This is a genomic window from Acinetobacter boissieri, assembly GCF_900096955.1.
Taxonomy (GTDB): domain Bacteria; phylum Pseudomonadota; class Gammaproteobacteria; order Pseudomonadales; family Moraxellaceae; genus Acinetobacter; species Acinetobacter boissieri.
Genome location: NZ_FMYL01000002.1, coordinates 161,082 through 176,479, shown reverse-complemented (window position 1 = coordinate 176,479; position 15,398 = coordinate 161,082). Strand labels below are relative to the sequence as shown.

The 15,398-nt window shown below is 38.9% G+C and carries 16 protein-coding genes; 11 read left to right on the top strand and 5 right to left on the bottom strand.

Annotated elements, in window-relative coordinates:
- The first annotated feature begins 3 nt into the window (after positions 1-3).
- The 3 genes from tolA to pal all read left to right on the top strand — a co-directional run bounded on the left by tolA (position 4) and on the right by pal (position 3,397).
- Positions 4-1,431 (top strand): cell envelope integrity protein TolA, encoded by a 1,428-nt coding sequence (tolA, locus tag BLS38_RS02955; protein WP_092746851.1) that lies wholly within the window; start codon positions 4-6, stop codon positions 1,429-1,431.
- Positions 1,432-1,517: 86 nt separating this feature from the next.
- The gene (gene tolB, locus BLS38_RS02950) at positions 1,518-2,807 is read left to right on the top strand and encodes a Tol-Pal system beta propeller repeat protein TolB (RefSeq protein ID WP_092746850.1); all 1,290 of its coding nucleotides are present in this window, start codon (positions 1,518-1,520) and stop codon (positions 2,805-2,807) included.
- Positions 2,808-2,824: 17 nt separating this feature from the next.
- Positions 2,825-3,397 carry a peptidoglycan-associated lipoprotein Pal gene (pal, locus tag BLS38_RS02945; protein ID WP_092746849.1) on the top strand — a complete coding sequence of 191 codons (573 nt, stop codon included), beginning with the start codon at positions 2,825-2,827 and terminating at the stop codon, positions 3,395-3,397.
- 3 nt (positions 3,398-3,400) lie between these two features.
- Here pal and BLS38_RS02940 read toward each other — a convergent pair whose 3' ends face one another.
- Positions 3,401-3,628, bottom strand: coding sequence for an NF038105 family protein (locus BLS38_RS02940; protein WP_092746970.1), 228 nt, complete (start codon positions 3,626-3,628; stop codon positions 3,401-3,403).
- A gap of 184 nt (positions 3,629-3,812) precedes the next feature.
- Here BLS38_RS02940 and BLS38_RS02935 point away from each other — a divergent pair, with 184 nt between their 5' ends.
- The 5 genes from BLS38_RS02935 to BLS38_RS02915 all read left to right on the top strand — a co-directional run bounded on the left by BLS38_RS02935 (position 3,813) and on the right by BLS38_RS02915 (position 7,091).
- Positions 3,813-4,784, top strand: a complete 972-nt coding sequence (locus BLS38_RS02935) for a class 1 fructose-bisphosphatase (protein ID WP_092746848.1) — start codon at positions 3,813-3,815, stop codon at positions 4,782-4,784.
- 64 nt (positions 4,785-4,848) lie between these two features.
- Complete coding sequence (locus BLS38_RS02930) at positions 4,849-5,625, top strand: TrmH family RNA methyltransferase (protein WP_092746847.1); 777 nt, start codon at positions 4,849-4,851, stop codon at positions 5,623-5,625.
- Between the two features lie 129 nt (positions 5,626-5,754).
- Complete coding sequence (locus BLS38_RS02925) at positions 5,755-6,378, top strand: RNA polymerase sigma factor (RefSeq protein ID WP_092746846.1); 624 nt, start codon at positions 5,755-5,757, stop codon at positions 6,376-6,378.
- Positions 6,371-6,700 (top strand): hypothetical protein, encoded by a 330-nt coding sequence (locus tag BLS38_RS02920; protein WP_092746845.1) that lies wholly within the window; start codon positions 6,371-6,373, stop codon positions 6,698-6,700. Before BLS38_RS02925 ends, BLS38_RS02920 begins: the two co-directional genes overlap by 8 nt.
- Positions 6,690-7,091 (top strand): DUF3106 domain-containing protein, encoded by a 402-nt coding sequence (locus BLS38_RS02915; protein ID WP_092746844.1) that lies wholly within the window; start codon positions 6,690-6,692, stop codon positions 7,089-7,091. Before BLS38_RS02920 ends, BLS38_RS02915 begins: the two co-directional genes overlap by 11 nt.
- A gap of 16 nt (positions 7,092-7,107) precedes the next feature.
- Here the strand turns inward: BLS38_RS02915 and hda are convergent, their stop codons facing one another.
- On the bottom strand, positions 7,108-7,818 hold the full coding sequence (hda, locus tag BLS38_RS02910; protein WP_092746843.1) for a DnaA regulatory inactivator Hda: 711 nt from the start codon (positions 7,816-7,818) through the stop codon (positions 7,108-7,110).
- Positions 7,819-7,820: 2 nt separating this feature from the next.
- Complete coding sequence (locus BLS38_RS02905) at positions 7,821-9,011, bottom strand: AI-2E family transporter (RefSeq protein ID WP_092746842.1); 1,191 nt, start codon at positions 9,009-9,011, stop codon at positions 7,821-7,823.
- A gap of 133 nt (positions 9,012-9,144) precedes the next feature.
- On the opposite strand from BLS38_RS02905, the gene purM reads away from it, so the two are divergent.
- A complete protein-coding gene (purM, locus tag BLS38_RS02900) occupies positions 9,145-10,215 on the top strand; it encodes a phosphoribosylformylglycinamidine cyclo-ligase (RefSeq protein WP_092746841.1) in 1,071 nt (356 codons plus the stop codon).
- Positions 10,215-10,847: a phosphoribosylglycinamide formyltransferase gene (gene purN / locus BLS38_RS02895; RefSeq protein WP_092746840.1), complete on the top strand. Its 633-nt coding sequence runs from the start codon at positions 10,215-10,217 to the stop codon at positions 10,845-10,847. The genes purM and purN overlap by 1 nt, the downstream gene beginning before the upstream one ends.
- A gap of 34 nt (positions 10,848-10,881) precedes the next feature.
- On the opposite strand, the gene sppA is transcribed toward purN, so the two are convergent.
- Entirely contained in the window at positions 10,882-11,901 is a 1,020-nt protein-coding gene (gene sppA / locus BLS38_RS02890) for a signal peptide peptidase SppA (RefSeq protein WP_092746839.1), read from the bottom strand.
- 181 nt (positions 11,902-12,082) lie between these two features.
- Between sppA and BLS38_RS02885 the strand changes: the two genes are divergently transcribed.
- Positions 12,083-12,985 carry a lysophospholipid acyltransferase family protein gene (locus tag BLS38_RS02885; RefSeq protein WP_244518146.1) on the top strand — a complete coding sequence of 301 codons (903 nt, stop codon included), beginning with the start codon at positions 12,083-12,085 and terminating at the stop codon, positions 12,983-12,985.
- Here BLS38_RS02885 and BLS38_RS02880 read toward each other — a convergent pair.
- Positions 12,974-15,385 (bottom strand): DNA internalization-related competence protein ComEC/Rec2, encoded by a 2,412-nt coding sequence (locus BLS38_RS02880; protein WP_092746837.1) that lies wholly within the window; start codon positions 15,383-15,385, stop codon positions 12,974-12,976. The two genes, BLS38_RS02885 and BLS38_RS02880, sit on opposite strands and share 12 nt — an antisense overlap.
- Between the last annotated feature and the right edge of the window lie 13 nt (positions 15,386-15,398).

Sequence of the window (15,398 nt, the reverse complement as noted above, 5' to 3'; positions counted from 1 at the left end):
TGTATGAAAAAATTTCAACAGCACAATTTGAATCAAGACAATATAAAAGCCCTTGGTTTTACCATAGGTATACATGCTATTGCCTTAACAGGACTTCTTTTTTTAGGTACTACACCTCCGCCTAAACCACCCAAAGAACTTAAAACATTTCTAGTCAGTTCGGATCAACTACCCCACTCTCAAAACACTAGCGAAGATACAAAACAAGAACCTCCCGTAACCGTTCAGTCTTCTGAAGAGCAAACTGATCATCAACAACTTACAGAAACTCTCGCAGTCGCAACTGCTGCGCAACAAACACTGCTAAATAAACAAAAAACAGAAGAAAAACGTCAAGCTGAAGCGGATGCAAAAAAAGAAGCCAATCTTGCTAAGCAAAAAGCCGAGGCTGAGGCAAAACGCCAAGCTGAAGCTGATGCGAAAAAACAAGCCAATCTTGCTAAGCAAAAAGCCGAGGCGGAAGAAAAACGTCAAGCTGAAGCGGATGCAAAAAAAGAAGCTAATCTTGCTAAGCAAAAAGCCGAGGCTGAGGCAAAACGCCAAGCTGAAGCTGATGCGAAAAAACAAGCCAATCTTGCTAAGCAAAAAGCCGAGGCCGAGGCAAAACACCAAGCTGAAGCTGATGCGAAGAAACAAGCCAATCTTGCTAAGCAAAAAGCCGAGGCTGAAGAAAAACGTCAAGCTGAAGCTGATGCGAAGAAACAAGCCAATCTTGCTAAGCAAAAAGCCGAAGCTGAAGAAAAACGTCAAGCCGAAGCTGACGCGAAGAAACAAGCTAATCTTGCTAAGCAAAAAGCCGAGGCTGAGGCAAAACATAAAGCTGATGCCGATGCGAAAAAACAAGCCAATCTTGCTAAGCAAAAAGCCGAAGCTGAGGCAAAACATAAAGCCGAAGCTGACGCGAAGAAACAAGCCAATCTTGCTAAGCAAAAAGCCGAGGCTGAGGCAAAGCACCAAGCCGAAGCTGACGCGAAGAAACAAGCTAATCTTGCTAAGCAAAAAGCCGAGGCTGAGGCAAAACATAAAGCTGATGCCGATGCGAAGAAACAAGCCAATCTTGCTAAGCAAAAAGCAGATGCAGAAGAAAAACGTCAAGCCGAAGCTGACGCAAAACACAAAGCAGATGTAGAAGCAGCTGCAAATAAGAAAGCAGAAGCAAAACGAATTGCATCAGATGCAAAAAATCAATTTACCAAAAAAATTGAAAAGTCTTGGGATGTTCCACCCGGTACAACTGGTAAAAGAGCAACGGTACGAGTCACACTGACTGCTTCAGGGCAAGTAGCATCAGTATTAGTTAGCTCAAGCGACCCAGATGTTAAAGCCAGCGTAGAGGTTGCCATCAGACAAGCAGCGCCTTACCCGATGCCTGCGGACCCAGACGCACGGCGTGAAGCACAAACTTTTAATGCAACATTTACAGCACAATAACACTCTATTGAAACCATCTGGGTTAAATTAGTATGCATCATGCTATTTTGGCTTAAGTTTAACCTTTGTTATACGTGAAAATAATTATGGAAATGAACCGTAAACATTTACTTGCTATTATATTAGCACTGACATGTGGCCCAATCATCACAACAACGACTGCACAGGCTCAACTACAGTTAGAAATTGCAAAGTCGCCAGATGCAACTGCACCTAAAATTGCAATTGTACCGTTCGACAGTGACCCTAATATATACAGTATTGTAGAAAATGACCTCAATCACTCTGGTAAATTTACAAGTGCATCAAAAAATCTACCCGCAACGTCTTCACTCAATAGCATAGATGCCAGTAGTTGGGCAAATGCAGGCGTACCTTTTGTTGTAGTCGGGAAAGTTAGCCAACCAGACCCGAATAGCTACCAAATTCATTACCAACTTTTTGATGTTGAAAAAAAGCAATTTTTGCTTAACGAAGTATTAACTGCGCCTATATCTAGAACACGCCAAGCAGGTCATGCCATTAGTGATGCAATCTATCAAGCACTTACAGGTATACCGGGTAGCTTTAGTGGCAGAATCGCTTATGTCCTTCGAAATCCAAATTTACCGGACCAACGCTATACCTTACAAGTTGCAGATACAGATGGCGAAAGACCCATCACAGTACTGGCATCACACTACCCTATTTTATCACCCACATGGACACCAGACGGTAAATCCATTGGCTATGTTTCATTTGAAACAAAAAGACCACGTATTTATTTACAAGACTTATCTACAGGGCAAAGACAAGTCCTGACCAGTTACCCAGGGTTAAATGGAGCACCTAGCTTTTCCCCAGATGGTAAATCTATGCTGTTTACCGGCTCTATGGATGGTAACCCAGACATTTACCAAATGAATTTAGAAACACGTCAAATTGAAAGACTCACTAAAGATTCAGCGATCGATACCGAAGCAAGGTATGCACCTGACGGTAAATCTTTTATTTTCACTTCTGATCGTGGTGGTTCACCGCAAGTTTATCGCTATAATTTTGACACTGCTGCAATTCAACGCATCACGTTTAGAGGTACATTTAACGCACGTAGCACTTTAAGTTCAGATGGTAAAAAACTGGCAATGGTTAGTCGTCAAAGTGGCAATAACTTTAAAATTGCAATACAAGATCTAAACTCTGGCGTATATAGTGTCATCACCCCAACAACACTCGATGAATCTCCAAGCTTTTCTCCAAATGGGCAAATGGTTGTATATGCCACACAAGAAGGAAATCGTGGCCTACTATCGATCGTATCACTTAATGGACAATTTAGAATGAATCTACCAAGCGAACAAGGTGAAGTCCGTGAACCTGCTTGGGCCCCTAAATAAGACGACTGGAGTCACCAATGAATAAAAAGTACCTCGTTTTACCTTGCATAATGTCAGCACTCCTATTTACAGGGTGTGCTGCACGAAAACCTGTAACACAAACAACTATGCCCGTGGCTGAAACACAAACACCCATAGCTGTAAATACCAACGGACTCAGTGATGATGCTGCATTAGATGCTAAGAATCTTAAAGGGGCTTCATCTAAAGGAGTCACGGCAGCAAATAAAGCCTTTTTAGCAAACCGTGTGGTACATTTCGACTATGACAGTAGTTCGATTTCTCAAACAGATTATCAAACCCTACAAGCCCATGCACAGTTTTTACAAGCAAACCCTACATCACACGTTGCACTCGCAGGTCATACCGATGAACGTGGTACTCGTGAGTACAATATGGCACTCGGTGAGCGACGTGCCAAAGCAGTACAAAGCTATTTGGTTTCTATTGGCGTAAATACAAGTCAGCTTGAATCCATTAGCTATGGTAAAGAAATGCCAGTAAACCCTGCACATACACCTGAAGCATGGTCTGAAAACCGCCGCGTAGAAATTAACTACGAAGCTGTACCGCCACTGTTGGTACCATAAAACCTATTTAAAAGTGCTCTTTTTACAGAGCACTTTTTTTGTGTCTAATATTGCTACAGTCATATTTTCGCAAGATTGTAGTGATTCAATTAAATCATGTTTATTGTATCGCTTGTATTCAGGCTTAATCTCATAATCAGCCCAAGCTTGCTTGCTTAATTCTTCAGATATTTCATTAATATCTATAGATTCGGTCGATGTTGGCATTTCATCAAATTTTTTTGTTGTCATCTGTGCCACCTTACGGGCAAACTTGTTATATAATAAACATAGCACGTTCTTAGCAAATTGTAAGCACTCATAGAACAAACATGCATAGTCATCGTTAGAAACCTTTACACCATTAAGTTTCATCTATAAAACACCAGCTCACCATTTTGCTAAGAAAAAATTGTAATTTTCGGAGCCTTTCGTTATGTCGAACACCACCTTGTCCCAATACTTACAACAACAAATGGGGAGAATACCAACTGAACTTGCTGAGGTTATCAATGCAATTGCTACATGCTGTAATATTATTGACTACAATTTACAACAAGGGGCAATTGCAGGCATTTTAGGCAGTGCTGAACATGAAAATGTACAAGGTGAAACACAAAAAAATCTAGATATTTTTTCGAATGAACAATTCATCAACGCATTACAAAAACACCCACACGTTGGTGGATTCGCTTCAGAAGAGCTTGAAGAATTCTTACCTGCACAAGAAAATGGTGAATATTTAGTTTTGTTTGACCCGCTTGATGGATCAAGCAATATCGACATTAACATGTGTGTTGGTAGTATTTTTTCTGTACTACCTTCGAAAAATAAAGTAACTCAAGCCGAAGATTTCATGCAGCCTGGGACAAGCCAAGTAGCTGCAGGTTACGTCATGTATGGTCCATCAACCATGCTTGCTTTGACCTTTGGTGCAGGCGTTATCTTATTTACTTATGACATTGACATAAAATCTTTTGTACTTACCCAAGAAAATGTAACGATTCCACGTACGACTCAAGAATTTGCGATCAACTCATCAAATCACAGACACTGGGAAAAGCCTGTTCAGCGTTATATTTCAGAACTACTCGATGGTAAAACAGGTGTTCGAGGTAAAGACTTTAATATGCGCTGGATCGCATGTATGGTTGGAGACATACACCGTATTCTTAGCCGTGGTGGTATTTTCATGTACCCTTTTGACTTAAAAAACACAGGTAAACCAGGCCGCTTACGTCTAATGTACGAAGCAAATCCGATGAGTATGCTAATTGAACAAGCCGGTGGTGATGCCACAACTGGGCGTGAGCGTATTATGAGCATTCAGCCAACGGGCCTACATCAACGTGTTCCTGTTATTTTAGGTGCAAAAGATGAAATTGAGCTTTTAACAAGCTACCATTAATTCACTTTAATCCTTTATCTATCTAGTACAAAACCTTAAGTTTTGTACTTTTTTGGCGACTAACATGTCTATAATTTATCTAGAATCGAAAGATAATCCTAAAATTAAACACTTACGTGCATTAATTGAGCAAAATCAATACCGAAAAAAACAACAGCAAACCGTTTTAGAAAGTACACATGCATGCCTTGCATGGCTAGACAGTGGACAAAAAATTCATGCTTTTTTTACCACTGAAGCTGCACTAAAGCATCCAGATTTACAAGATATTCAAGAACTACATACAGGACATATCTTTATTATCAGCGAAGTACTCTATAAAAGTTTAAGTACACTTGGTACGACCATCGCTTGCTTGGCGGTGATTGATATTCCAAGACATACTCAAACGATTAATTACAACGTTGATACTTTAATTCTTGATGATGTACAAGACCCTGGTAACGTAGGTACATTACTACGCTCTGCGGCAGCGGCGAATATTAAGCAAATACTGTGCACACCTGCTGTGGCCTCACTGTGGTCACCACGGGTACTTCGTGCAGGCATGGGTGCACACTTCTCTTTGTGTTGTTTCGAGCGTGTAGACTTAACAAATGTATTACCGCAATTTGAAATTCCTGTGTATGCTACAAACTCTCATCAAGCCAATACGCTATACGAACAAGACCTCAAAAACCCTTGTGTTTGGATATTAGGTAATGAAGGTCAAGGCATATCTGAATTTGCATTGGCACATGCAAAAGCTGTAACCATTCCACAACCCGGTGGCCAAGAATCACTCAATGTTGCAATTGCAGGTTCAATTTGCTTTTTTGAGATGGTCAGACAACGTACATAATCGCTGTACGCCAAAGACATTAAGCAAATAAATTATTTATAATGTCAACCGAACTTAACCATTGTACGTTAATAAGACAAGCAATGGTTAAATTAAGGTAGGTATTTGATGGTAGGATTATCAATATCCATGGATCTGGTACCCCCAAATACGCAAGCAGATCTTCGGCATGTATCTGCAAAAAGTAGCGAACAGCGTCTAAGTGCATTTATGCACGAAGTCAGCGGACGTGCTTTAATTATGATGGAGTCCGCAACGAAAAACACAGATATTGCCATGGATTTGGTACAAGAAGCTTTTATTTCACTTTACAAAGCATATTCAAAAAAACCAACCGAAGAGTGGTATGCCCTATTTTATACCATTTTAAATAACAAGCTTTATGATTGGAAAAGAAAAGAACAGAGATCAGCTATTCCATTTTCACTATTTAAAAAGAAAAACCTAGACTTTGAAGATGATGCGCCCGAAGAGCAAATTGCAGATGATTACCACATTGACCCTGCAGAGATCCTTAGTCAACATATGACGATAAATGAGATCAAGGAAGCCATTGATAAACTGCCAATACGCCAACAGCAGGCGTTTATGCTTCGTGCATGGGAAGGTTTTAGTACTAAAACAACAGCAGAGATTATGCAATGTAGTGAAGGAAGTGTAAAAACTCACTATTACCGTGCAACACAAGCTTTACAGCAGATGTTAAGTTATTTGAGTCCATATCATCAAAACAAAGGTATGACAGATGAATAAGAATCCATTTGAGCAAAAAATCACTAAAACATTAGATACTTTAGCAAAACAACATCCACAATCACCACAGGTCATTTCCAACGTACTTAAAGACATTCGAGATCAAAAGCAACGTCAACGAAATGGTTGGAAAATAACCAGTCTTGCTTTTGCTGCGGTGCTTGCGAGTATTATTATTGCACCAAATATTTTTCATATTATGAGTAAAGATGAATCAACTCAAACAGCCATGGCTACAACTGAAAAGCTGTCCCCTCAAATGGTAGAGGACCTAGAAATGGTTATGGTTTTTGGAGAGAATAATTTACGTCATGGAAGTTAAAAAAATCACTCTTGCCATCGTGAGTGTGGCTTTTTTGCAAACGAGTTTTGCAAGTCTTTGGCCATTTTCATTACATACAACACCCTCTGGTCTAAATAACAATGACGATAACTGGAATGAACTGAGTACATCTCAGCAGCAAGTATTACTCCAACACTATCAAAACTTAAAAGATATTCCTGAACAACAGCGTACAGCTTTACAGCAAAAAATGGAATGGTTCACACAACTTTCCGAAGAAGAACAGCAACGTTTACGCTTAGCATGGCAACACATGAACACCCAGCAACGCAAACAATTGCAATACCAAATTGAACAAGCCAAAAGCAAAGAAGAACGTGAAAAAATTCGTCAGCAGTATATTGAAAAATATATGCCGACAACACCGTAACTAGCTATACTACTTTCTAGACTTGTTTATATTCATCAATCAATGCATATATTTGTTTTAATGTTGATGTTGAAAGCTTGGTTTTTTCACCATGTAATACGTTTTCTAAGCGGTCTAACATTTGCAATAACAGTGATGTTTGATATGGGCCATAATCTAATAAATAGTCGATAATTTGTGGATCTAACATGACACCACGGCGAGAAAGTACCGAATCAACTAAAGCAACACGATCTGCATGTAAACTTCCATTAGGTAATCGTACACTCACTGCTTGCGTCAAACGTGACTGTAAGTCTGGCAATTGCAATTTAAGCGAAATAGGTGCTTCTCTCGAAGAAAAAATAAGTTGTCCACTAAATTCATGATGATGATTAATTAAATGAAAAATGGCTTTTTGCCAACCAATTACACCACTAATCGCCTCAATATCATCTAAAGCAACAAGATCATAACGCTCCAAAGCACTTAAAGCCTCTATAGGTGCATCTAATAGCTCTAATAGCGATACCTGTATGGCAGTTCTACCTGTTTCTAAATACAAATCACAAACAGCTGAGAGTAAATGACTCTTCCCCGTACCAGCTTCACCATATACATAAAGACGGTCAATTAAACCACTATGAAGTTGACGAATCACATCAACCAGCCCAGCCCAACTTGGGCCAGAAAAGTCACTGATGCAAGCATCTAATTGTGGTTCAATCTGTAATTGTAATTGTCGCATAACTATTTTTCATCTTGGTCATCACGTTGCTTAGGTTGCTCAGATGCTTTCACACGAATATCTACATCTAAATGCTCAGACTGTACTTTTACTGTTTGTGCATCCTCTAGATCATTTAACCCGTACTGTTCACCATACAAATTAGAATTTTCATAAAAATCACGAATATGTTTGAGTAAAACAACAATAACAGCGGCTACAGGTAATGCGATTAGCATTCCTAAAATACCACCAAGTTGGGCACCTGCCAATACTGCAAAGACAACTGCAACAGGCGATAAGCCTATTTTATCGCCTAATAAAAAGGGTTGTAAAATATATCCCTCTATGGCTTGCCCTATCATAAATACCACGCCCACTAAAAGTAACTGTGTCCAATCTAGGCCAAATTGAAAAAATGTAGCAGCGACTGCAGAAATAATACCGACTGCAAAACCAAGATACGGAATAATACTGGCAAGTCCTGCGACCATACCAATAATCAGCCCGACTTCTAAACCAATAAGCTGTAGACCGACCGCATATACTGTACCCAACAAGACCATGACTAAAAATTGACCTTTAACAAAAGCGCGGAGTACCGCATGGCACTCTGATACAATTTGTAAAGTTAATTTTTCATATGGACGTGGAATTAAGCGATGCATTTGTTTTAGCATGCGAGGCCAATCTAGTAGAAAGTAAAATGAAATAATCGGAATCAGTACAACCGTACCGCCAAGCTGAATAAAATTTAAACCAGATTGTGCCAAACGTAATAATAATGACTGAATACTGTCTACACTATAATTGGTTTGAATATACTGCATTAAAGTATCAGTAATTTGATTGGCATTAATTGCCATTGGCTCTAACTTAAAGGTATGTGTAATCCAAGGTAAAGCCGTGTGATTGACCCAATAAATCACACCAGGAATACTGTCTCTTGCATAAACAATCTGCTTCCATGCCAATGGAATAATATACCAAACTGCTAGCACTAAACCAATGCCAATACCCACGAAAACCAGTGTCGTTGATAACCAACGAGGTGAACCGAGACGCGTTAACTTATTGACCAGTCCGCTAAATAAATATGCAATAAAAAATGCTGCAACAAAAGGAATAACAACAGGTTTAAGTATAAAAAGCAGCCAAGCCAGTAGTGCTAAGCCAATCAGAAAAAAAATTCTACCCAATGTACGATCTATCATGACCCTTCGCCTATTAAAATTATTCACGATTTATAAGGATAATTCAGTTAAAGATAACATTTTGTTGGATAAATAACGTAACAGTTTCGTATATTAGGTTATAATCGCCACGGCAAAGCGGAGACTTCTATACATGAGCAACTCGACTTCTAATCCCAATACCAGTTTAAGTTACAAAGATGCAGGCGTAGACATTGAGGCAGGTGATGCCCTCGTCAGCCGCATTAAATCAGTCGCAAAACGTACCACACGCCCAGAAGTCATGGGTGGTCTTGGTGGTTTTGGTGCACTATGCAAAATACCAAAAGGTTACGAATCACCTGTCCTAGTTTCAGGTACAGATGGTGTAGGTACAAAACTACGCCTTGCGCTTAATCTCAACAAACATGACACCATTGGTCAAGATCTCGTGGCAATGTGTGTGAATGATTTGCTAGTCTGCGGTGCTGAACCTTTATTTTTCTTAGACTATTATGCAACAGGTCACTTAAACGTCGATGTTGCTGCAGATGTAGTCACTGGCATTGGTAAAGGCTGCGAGTTAGCAGGTTGTGCTTTGGTTGGTGGTGAAACTGCCGAAATGCCAGGCATGTATGAAGGCGAAGACTATGACCTTGCTGGATTTTCAGTCGGTGTCGTTGAAGAAAGTAAAATTATTGACGGTACTCAAGTCAAATCTGGGGATGTACTGATTGCAGTTGCGTCATCTGGGGCACATTCTAACGGCTATTCTTTACTGCGTAAAATTTTAGACGTAAAAAATGTAGACTTAACACAACAGATTGATGGTCGTATTCTCTCTGATGTCGTCATGGAACCTACTCGTATTTACGTTAAACCAGTACTCGAACTATGTAAACAAGTTCAAGTGCATGCTATGGCACATATTACAGGTGGTGGCTTACCAGGAAACTTACCACGTGTTTTACCAAATGGTGCTCAAGCTGTTGTTAATGAAGCATCTTGGCAATGGCCTGAATTGTTCCAGCTTCTACAAAAAGAAGGTAACGTAGAACAATTTGAAATGTATCGTACTTTCAACTGTGGTGTAGGTATGGTAATTGTTGTTGATCAAAATGATGCAGATAAAACTATTGAGATTCTTACAACTCAAGGCGAAAAAGCATGGAAACTTGGTCATATTCAAGAAGATGTAGCATCTATTGAAGGTGCAGATGAAAAGATTCGTGTGATTTTCAACTAATGAGAATTGCTGTACTGGTTTCAGGGCATGGCAGTAACCTACAAGCACTACTTGATGCAAACTTATCAGGTCAAATTGTCGGTGTACTGTCAAATAAACCGACTGCGTATGCGCTACAACGAGCACATGCAGTCGGCATTGCAACACAGACCATTGAACATCAGAACTATGTAAGTCGCGATGCATTTGATCAAGCTGTTCATGCTCAACTACTCGCATGGAATGTCGATCTGGTTGTCCTTGCAGGGTTTATGCGTATTTTAAGCCCAACCTTTGTTGAACAGTGGGAAGGAAAAATGTTAAACATTCACCCTTCTCTACTACCAAAACACAAAGGTATGCACACCCATGTCAAAGTGCTCGAATCAGGTGATACACAACATGGCTGTACTGTTCATTTTGTGACAGCGCAACTTGATTCAGGGCAAGCGTTAGCACAAGGTGTTTTAAACGTTCATGCAAATGACACCCAAAATAGCTTAGCGGAGCGTGTACATCAACTTGAACATGTGGTTTATCCTATGGTTGTCGAATGGATTTGTTCTCAAGACCTTGTGTATAGGTCTCAAGGTGAAATTCAACTCAAACAACAGCAGTTAACACATCCGATTCAAATACACGAAAAGCCATAAAAAAAGCGCATCAAATGATGCGCTTTTTATCTATTTATTTAAGCTCAATGTTTTGCTCTGCACCTATTTTCTGCCGTACAGACTCACCAAAACCCTGCCCCATTTCAGCACCCATTTTTCCAAGTACAGACTCTAATGGACTATACTCTACGGTATAATTGACGCTTTTATCTAGATCAAGTTTACGCATAAGCGTTGTCACATTACCAGCTTGATCTGCTAGACCTAAATGAATCGCTTGCTCACCAGTCCAAAATAATCCTGAGAAAATCTTTGGATCTGCATTTTTTAAACGATCACCTCGACCCTGTTTTACTGCATCAATAAAGTGTTGATGTACATTGTCTAAAACAGATTGAACATGCTCTTTTTGAAATGCATTAATCGGCTTAGTCATGCTTAAAATATCTTTATTTTCACCAGAAGTCATAGTTCGGTCTTCAACACCCAGCTTTTGTGCTAAACCACTCACACCATAATTCGGCATAATCACACCAATCGAACCAACTAAACTTGATGGATTAACCCAAATTTCATTGGCTGCTGATGCAATATAATAAGCACCCGATGCGCCTATATCACCAATAACAGCATATACTTTCTTTTCTGGATACTTTTTCTCTAGATATCTAATTTCTTGCCAAATATTATCTGACTCTACAGGAGAACCACCCGGCGAGTTAATATTTAATACAATCGCTTTACTATTTTTAGCTTCAAATGCTTTTCTTAATGCTTTAATTGTGTCTTCACTATTTACATCTTTACTACTGGCACTAATGGTTCCGTTAATATCGACAATACCCAAGTGACTCACATTTGATGCTTTTTCAGTATCACTTGGACTGACTGAACACCCTCTAAATAAACCAAGGAGTACAATGAGTGTGATCACAAAAGAAAGGATTTTGAAAAATATCCCCCAACGTCTTGCACGGCGCTGTTCTTGTACAGATGAGAGTACAATCTCTTCCAACAACTTCCACTCGTTACTCTTATTTTGGTTTGCTTCTTGGGGTCCAGAATTGTTAGGTTTTGGTGGCCAATCAGACATATATTACATCCAAATCATTAAAAGTTATTATATTATATACGCTCAGCGCACAAATATTGTGTAAATTCAATATTTTCCACTATAATCCATAACACTAAAAAAACACACTATAGTGCTACGCAATTACATGCCTAATAACCGCTTAAACACGAAATCTATCATGTATCGTATGCTAAATTTCATGAGTAAACAACCACTACCTCTAACTCGTGTTTTTGCACGTCTACTTGCCTTAATGACCTACCGCACATCTCTTGCAAAAGTCACGAGGGTTGCCAGTTTGAACATTCATATTGCACTGCCAGAGCGTACAGCCGAAGACCGACAGTATATTATTAAAAAAGCAATTCAATATGAGCTTACATCATATTTCGAATTTTTTAATGTATGGGGTGCTAGCAATGAAAAAAACATCCAACGTATTCATAATATTGAAGGAGAAGATATCTTTCAAAAGGCTCTAGCCACACAAAAAGGTCTGATTTTAATTGTGCCTCATTTCGGCACTTGGGAAATTATGAATGCATGGTGTGCTCAATATACAAAAATGACCATTATGTATAAGCCAATTAAAAATAAAGATGCAGATATTTTTGTACGTTCTGCCCGCAGTCGTGAAAATGCAACACTTGTTCCTACAGATGAACATGGTATTCGACAAATATTTAAAGCTCTCAAACAAGGTGGCACAACGGTTATCTTACCTGACCATACACCGCATGCAGGTGGTGCAATGGTGAATTACTTTGGTATTCCCTTGGCATCAAGTCATTTAACAACAAAGCTAATTCAAAAAACCCAAGCGACTGCACTTTTTTTATACACCATTCGTAATACAAATGGAGGGTTTGATTTATATATTCAAGCTATGCCAAATGGAATCTACGATTGCCCAGACAATCAAGGCACTCTAATCATTCATCAACAAATTGAAGCACTCATTCAAAAGCACCCTGAACATTACCATTGGAGCTATAAACGCTTTAGAGCACATCCAGAATTGCACGATATCTACGATATTGCACCACGAGATGCTTTAGTCAAAGTACAACAGGTTCGATTGAAAAATAAATCACCAATTTAACCATAGCTTGCTATTGCGGTAAAATTCGGTATTTACAACGCCATTATCTTGTACTGCCATATTAATTGTACCCACCTTACTGGTCACAATAAGTGGGATGTTTAGTTGTCTCAAGCGTTCTTGAACTTGGCTGTGTGGATGACCATAACGGTTCATATAGCCTGCTGAAGCAATCGCAAGTTTTGGATTATAGTGCTGTAAAAAATCTAAAGAAGAACTATATTTACTGCCATGATGTCCGAGTAGTAATATATCTACTTTCAAATTTGGGTACAGTGCCATGAGCTGGCGCTCTGCAAAATCGCCTGTATCCCCCATCATTAAAATGTGCTGTGGCAGTCCTTGCTTAGGCTGATATGTTAAATATACCACGCAAGAATAATCATTCGATGACGTTTCGACTTGAGCCAAATCTTGTTCATTTGGCCATAAAATTTGTATGGTAAGACCATTTATTGTATGGATCTGACCACGACTGCAATAAGAAAATGGAGTTTTTCGATTTAAAATATCAGGGCGCTCATTACTACTCACCGCTTTAATATGAATATTTTTTTGTAATTGTTCAAATGCACCACTATGGTCTATATCTAAGTGGGTTAGTATGACTTGATCTAACTCAGAAACTCCTTTTTTCATTAAAAATGGCAACAATAACGCTTTTGCTACACTAAAATGTTGCTCATTAAAATGCCCGCCCGTATCAATAAACATACGGTGCTCTAGCGTTTGCACAAAAATTGCTTGCCCCTGCCCAACATCCAATACACTCAATACAAAAGGAGCTTTTGTCTGACTTGGTAAAAATAGTACCAGAATGCAAGGAATCAAATATAGCCGTGGGATTACGCCTTTCGGTAGCAAAAGCAGTAAGGCAATGACACTTAAAATTAACACTTTCCAGCCTGTTAATGCATAATACTGTGGCTGTAAACCAAACGATTGTATGTAAGATAAAATTAAAACGAATACAGACAAAATGTAGTCAACAATCCCAAAAATCCATGTGCTGAGCACAGGACTCAACCAATATATACATGCTGAAAAAATATTTAAGGGAACAACAAAAATACCAATCAATGGAATCGCAATCCAATTACTCAGCGGTGTTAACCACGACATCTGATGAAAAAACCATAAAGTGATTGGCGTTAATGCAATAAAAATATAAATCTGTGAATAGAAGAACTGATATAAAGTCTGTTTTATTTTTTGTAGGTTCGATGTTGTTTCCGTATTACTCACTTTTTCATAAATCACGATAAGTATAAAACACGCTCCATAAGACAACCAAAATGCCGCCGAAAAAACACTCAATGGTTCTATGAGCAGTAACATGCTCGCACTTAAAAGGATTAACATTGAAGTAGAAATACGGTATTTTAAAAATAAAAATACCGTCATTAAAATAACGGTAATAAGTGTGCGAAGGGCAGGTATTTCAAACCCAACAAAACCACTATACAACAAAACCCCACTCAATAATGGCACTGATAACACATATCTTTTAGGCCACTTTAAATACAATCTAGGAAAAAACCATACAATAATGTAATGGCAAAATGTAGACAAAATCATTGCAAATACTAAAACATGTGGGCCAGAAATCGCCAATAAATGCCGAATACCTAAATCTTGAAATAATTGCTGTACTTCTGGTGAAATGAAACTTTCATCGGCACTTAATAATGCTAAAATTAGGCCGGATTGTGAAAAATTTTGTTGTAAAATAAACTGTCTATAATCTAAACGTTTTTGTTGTAAAAATAATTGTAGACGTTGCCAGAGCTGCTGTTGTTTCATTACAAATGGCTGATATTGAATTTGAGAATTCAGTACCGCAGGAAGTACTCGCTCAAAAGATTGAACCTGTAACCGCCCCATTACTCCTTGCTGTAATGACCATTGTTCCTGATCAAAAGCATATGGCACAGCATAACCATGTATGGGGGAAACCTTACCTGTCACCCAATAATAATGACCCAATTGAAAAGGGTTTTGTGGAAATTTCTTTTTAGATAAAGATACTTGCCACACTGTTGTGGTCTTTGACGATGGATTAAAAACTACAATACGCTGCTGTATGTTCTCAGGTTGTTGCTCATCTATTTGCTGAATATAAACTAAGGCACGTACTTCTTGGCTCACTAAAATACGTTGAGCCAGCTGTATTGTCAGTGACTGCTGTGCATTCCAAAAACCTAAACAAAACACAGTTAGCAATAAAGCACACCATGTCGGCCAACGTTTTAACGTACGAAGCTGGGTAACATAAGTACCCAGTGCGTACACAATTAACGTCATTATGAATAGAAAAATGGGAAGTACAATGGTTATTGCACCCCACCCTCCAAGACAAGCATGACCTAATATCCATGCCAAAAATACCGCATAAAACATATTTTTATCATTA

What these genes read in the sequence shown, in the direction of transcription:
- tolA (WP_092746851.1), top strand. Translation starts at nt 4, where the DNA reads ATGAAAAAATTTCAACAGCACAATTTGAATCAAGACAATATAAAAGCC.
- tolB (WP_092746850.1), top strand. Translation starts at nt 1,518, where the DNA reads ATGGAAATGAACCGTAAACATTTACTTGCTATTATATTAGCACTGACA.
- pal (WP_092746849.1), top strand. Translation starts at nt 2,825, where the DNA reads ATGAATAAAAAGTACCTCGTTTTACCTTGCATAATGTCAGCACTCCTA.
- BLS38_RS02940 (WP_092746970.1), bottom strand. Translation starts at nt 3,628, where the DNA reads ATGACAACAAAAAAATTTGATGAAATGCCAACATCGACCGAATCTATA.
- BLS38_RS02935 (WP_092746848.1), top strand. Translation starts at nt 3,813, where the DNA reads ATGTCGAACACCACCTTGTCCCAATACTTACAACAACAAATGGGGAGA.
- BLS38_RS02930 (WP_092746847.1), top strand. Translation starts at nt 4,849, where the DNA reads ATGTCTATAATTTATCTAGAATCGAAAGATAATCCTAAAATTAAACAC.
- BLS38_RS02925 (WP_092746846.1), top strand. Translation starts at nt 5,755, where the DNA reads ATGGATCTGGTACCCCCAAATACGCAAGCAGATCTTCGGCATGTATCT.
- BLS38_RS02920 (WP_092746845.1), top strand. Translation starts at nt 6,371, where the DNA reads ATGAATAAGAATCCATTTGAGCAAAAAATCACTAAAACATTAGATACT.
- BLS38_RS02915 (WP_092746844.1), top strand. Translation starts at nt 6,690, where the DNA reads ATGGAAGTTAAAAAAATCACTCTTGCCATCGTGAGTGTGGCTTTTTTG.
- hda (WP_092746843.1), bottom strand. Translation starts at nt 7,818, where the DNA reads ATGCGACAATTACAATTACAGATTGAACCACAATTAGATGCTTGCATC.
- BLS38_RS02905 (WP_092746842.1), bottom strand. Translation starts at nt 9,011, where the DNA reads ATGATAGATCGTACATTGGGTAGAATTTTTTTTCTGATTGGCTTAGCA.
- purM (WP_092746841.1), top strand. Translation starts at nt 9,145, where the DNA reads ATGAGCAACTCGACTTCTAATCCCAATACCAGTTTAAGTTACAAAGAT.
- purN (WP_092746840.1), top strand. Translation starts at nt 10,215, where the DNA reads ATGAGAATTGCTGTACTGGTTTCAGGGCATGGCAGTAACCTACAAGCA.
- sppA (WP_092746839.1), bottom strand. Translation starts at nt 11,901, where the DNA reads ATGTCTGATTGGCCACCAAAACCTAACAATTCTGGACCCCAAGAAGCA.
- BLS38_RS02885 (WP_244518146.1), top strand. Translation starts at nt 12,083, where the DNA reads ATGAGTAAACAACCACTACCTCTAACTCGTGTTTTTGCACGTCTACTT.
- BLS38_RS02880 (WP_092746837.1), bottom strand. Translation starts at nt 15,385, where the DNA reads ATGTTTTATGCGGTATTTTTGGCATGGATATTAGGTCATGCTTGTCTT.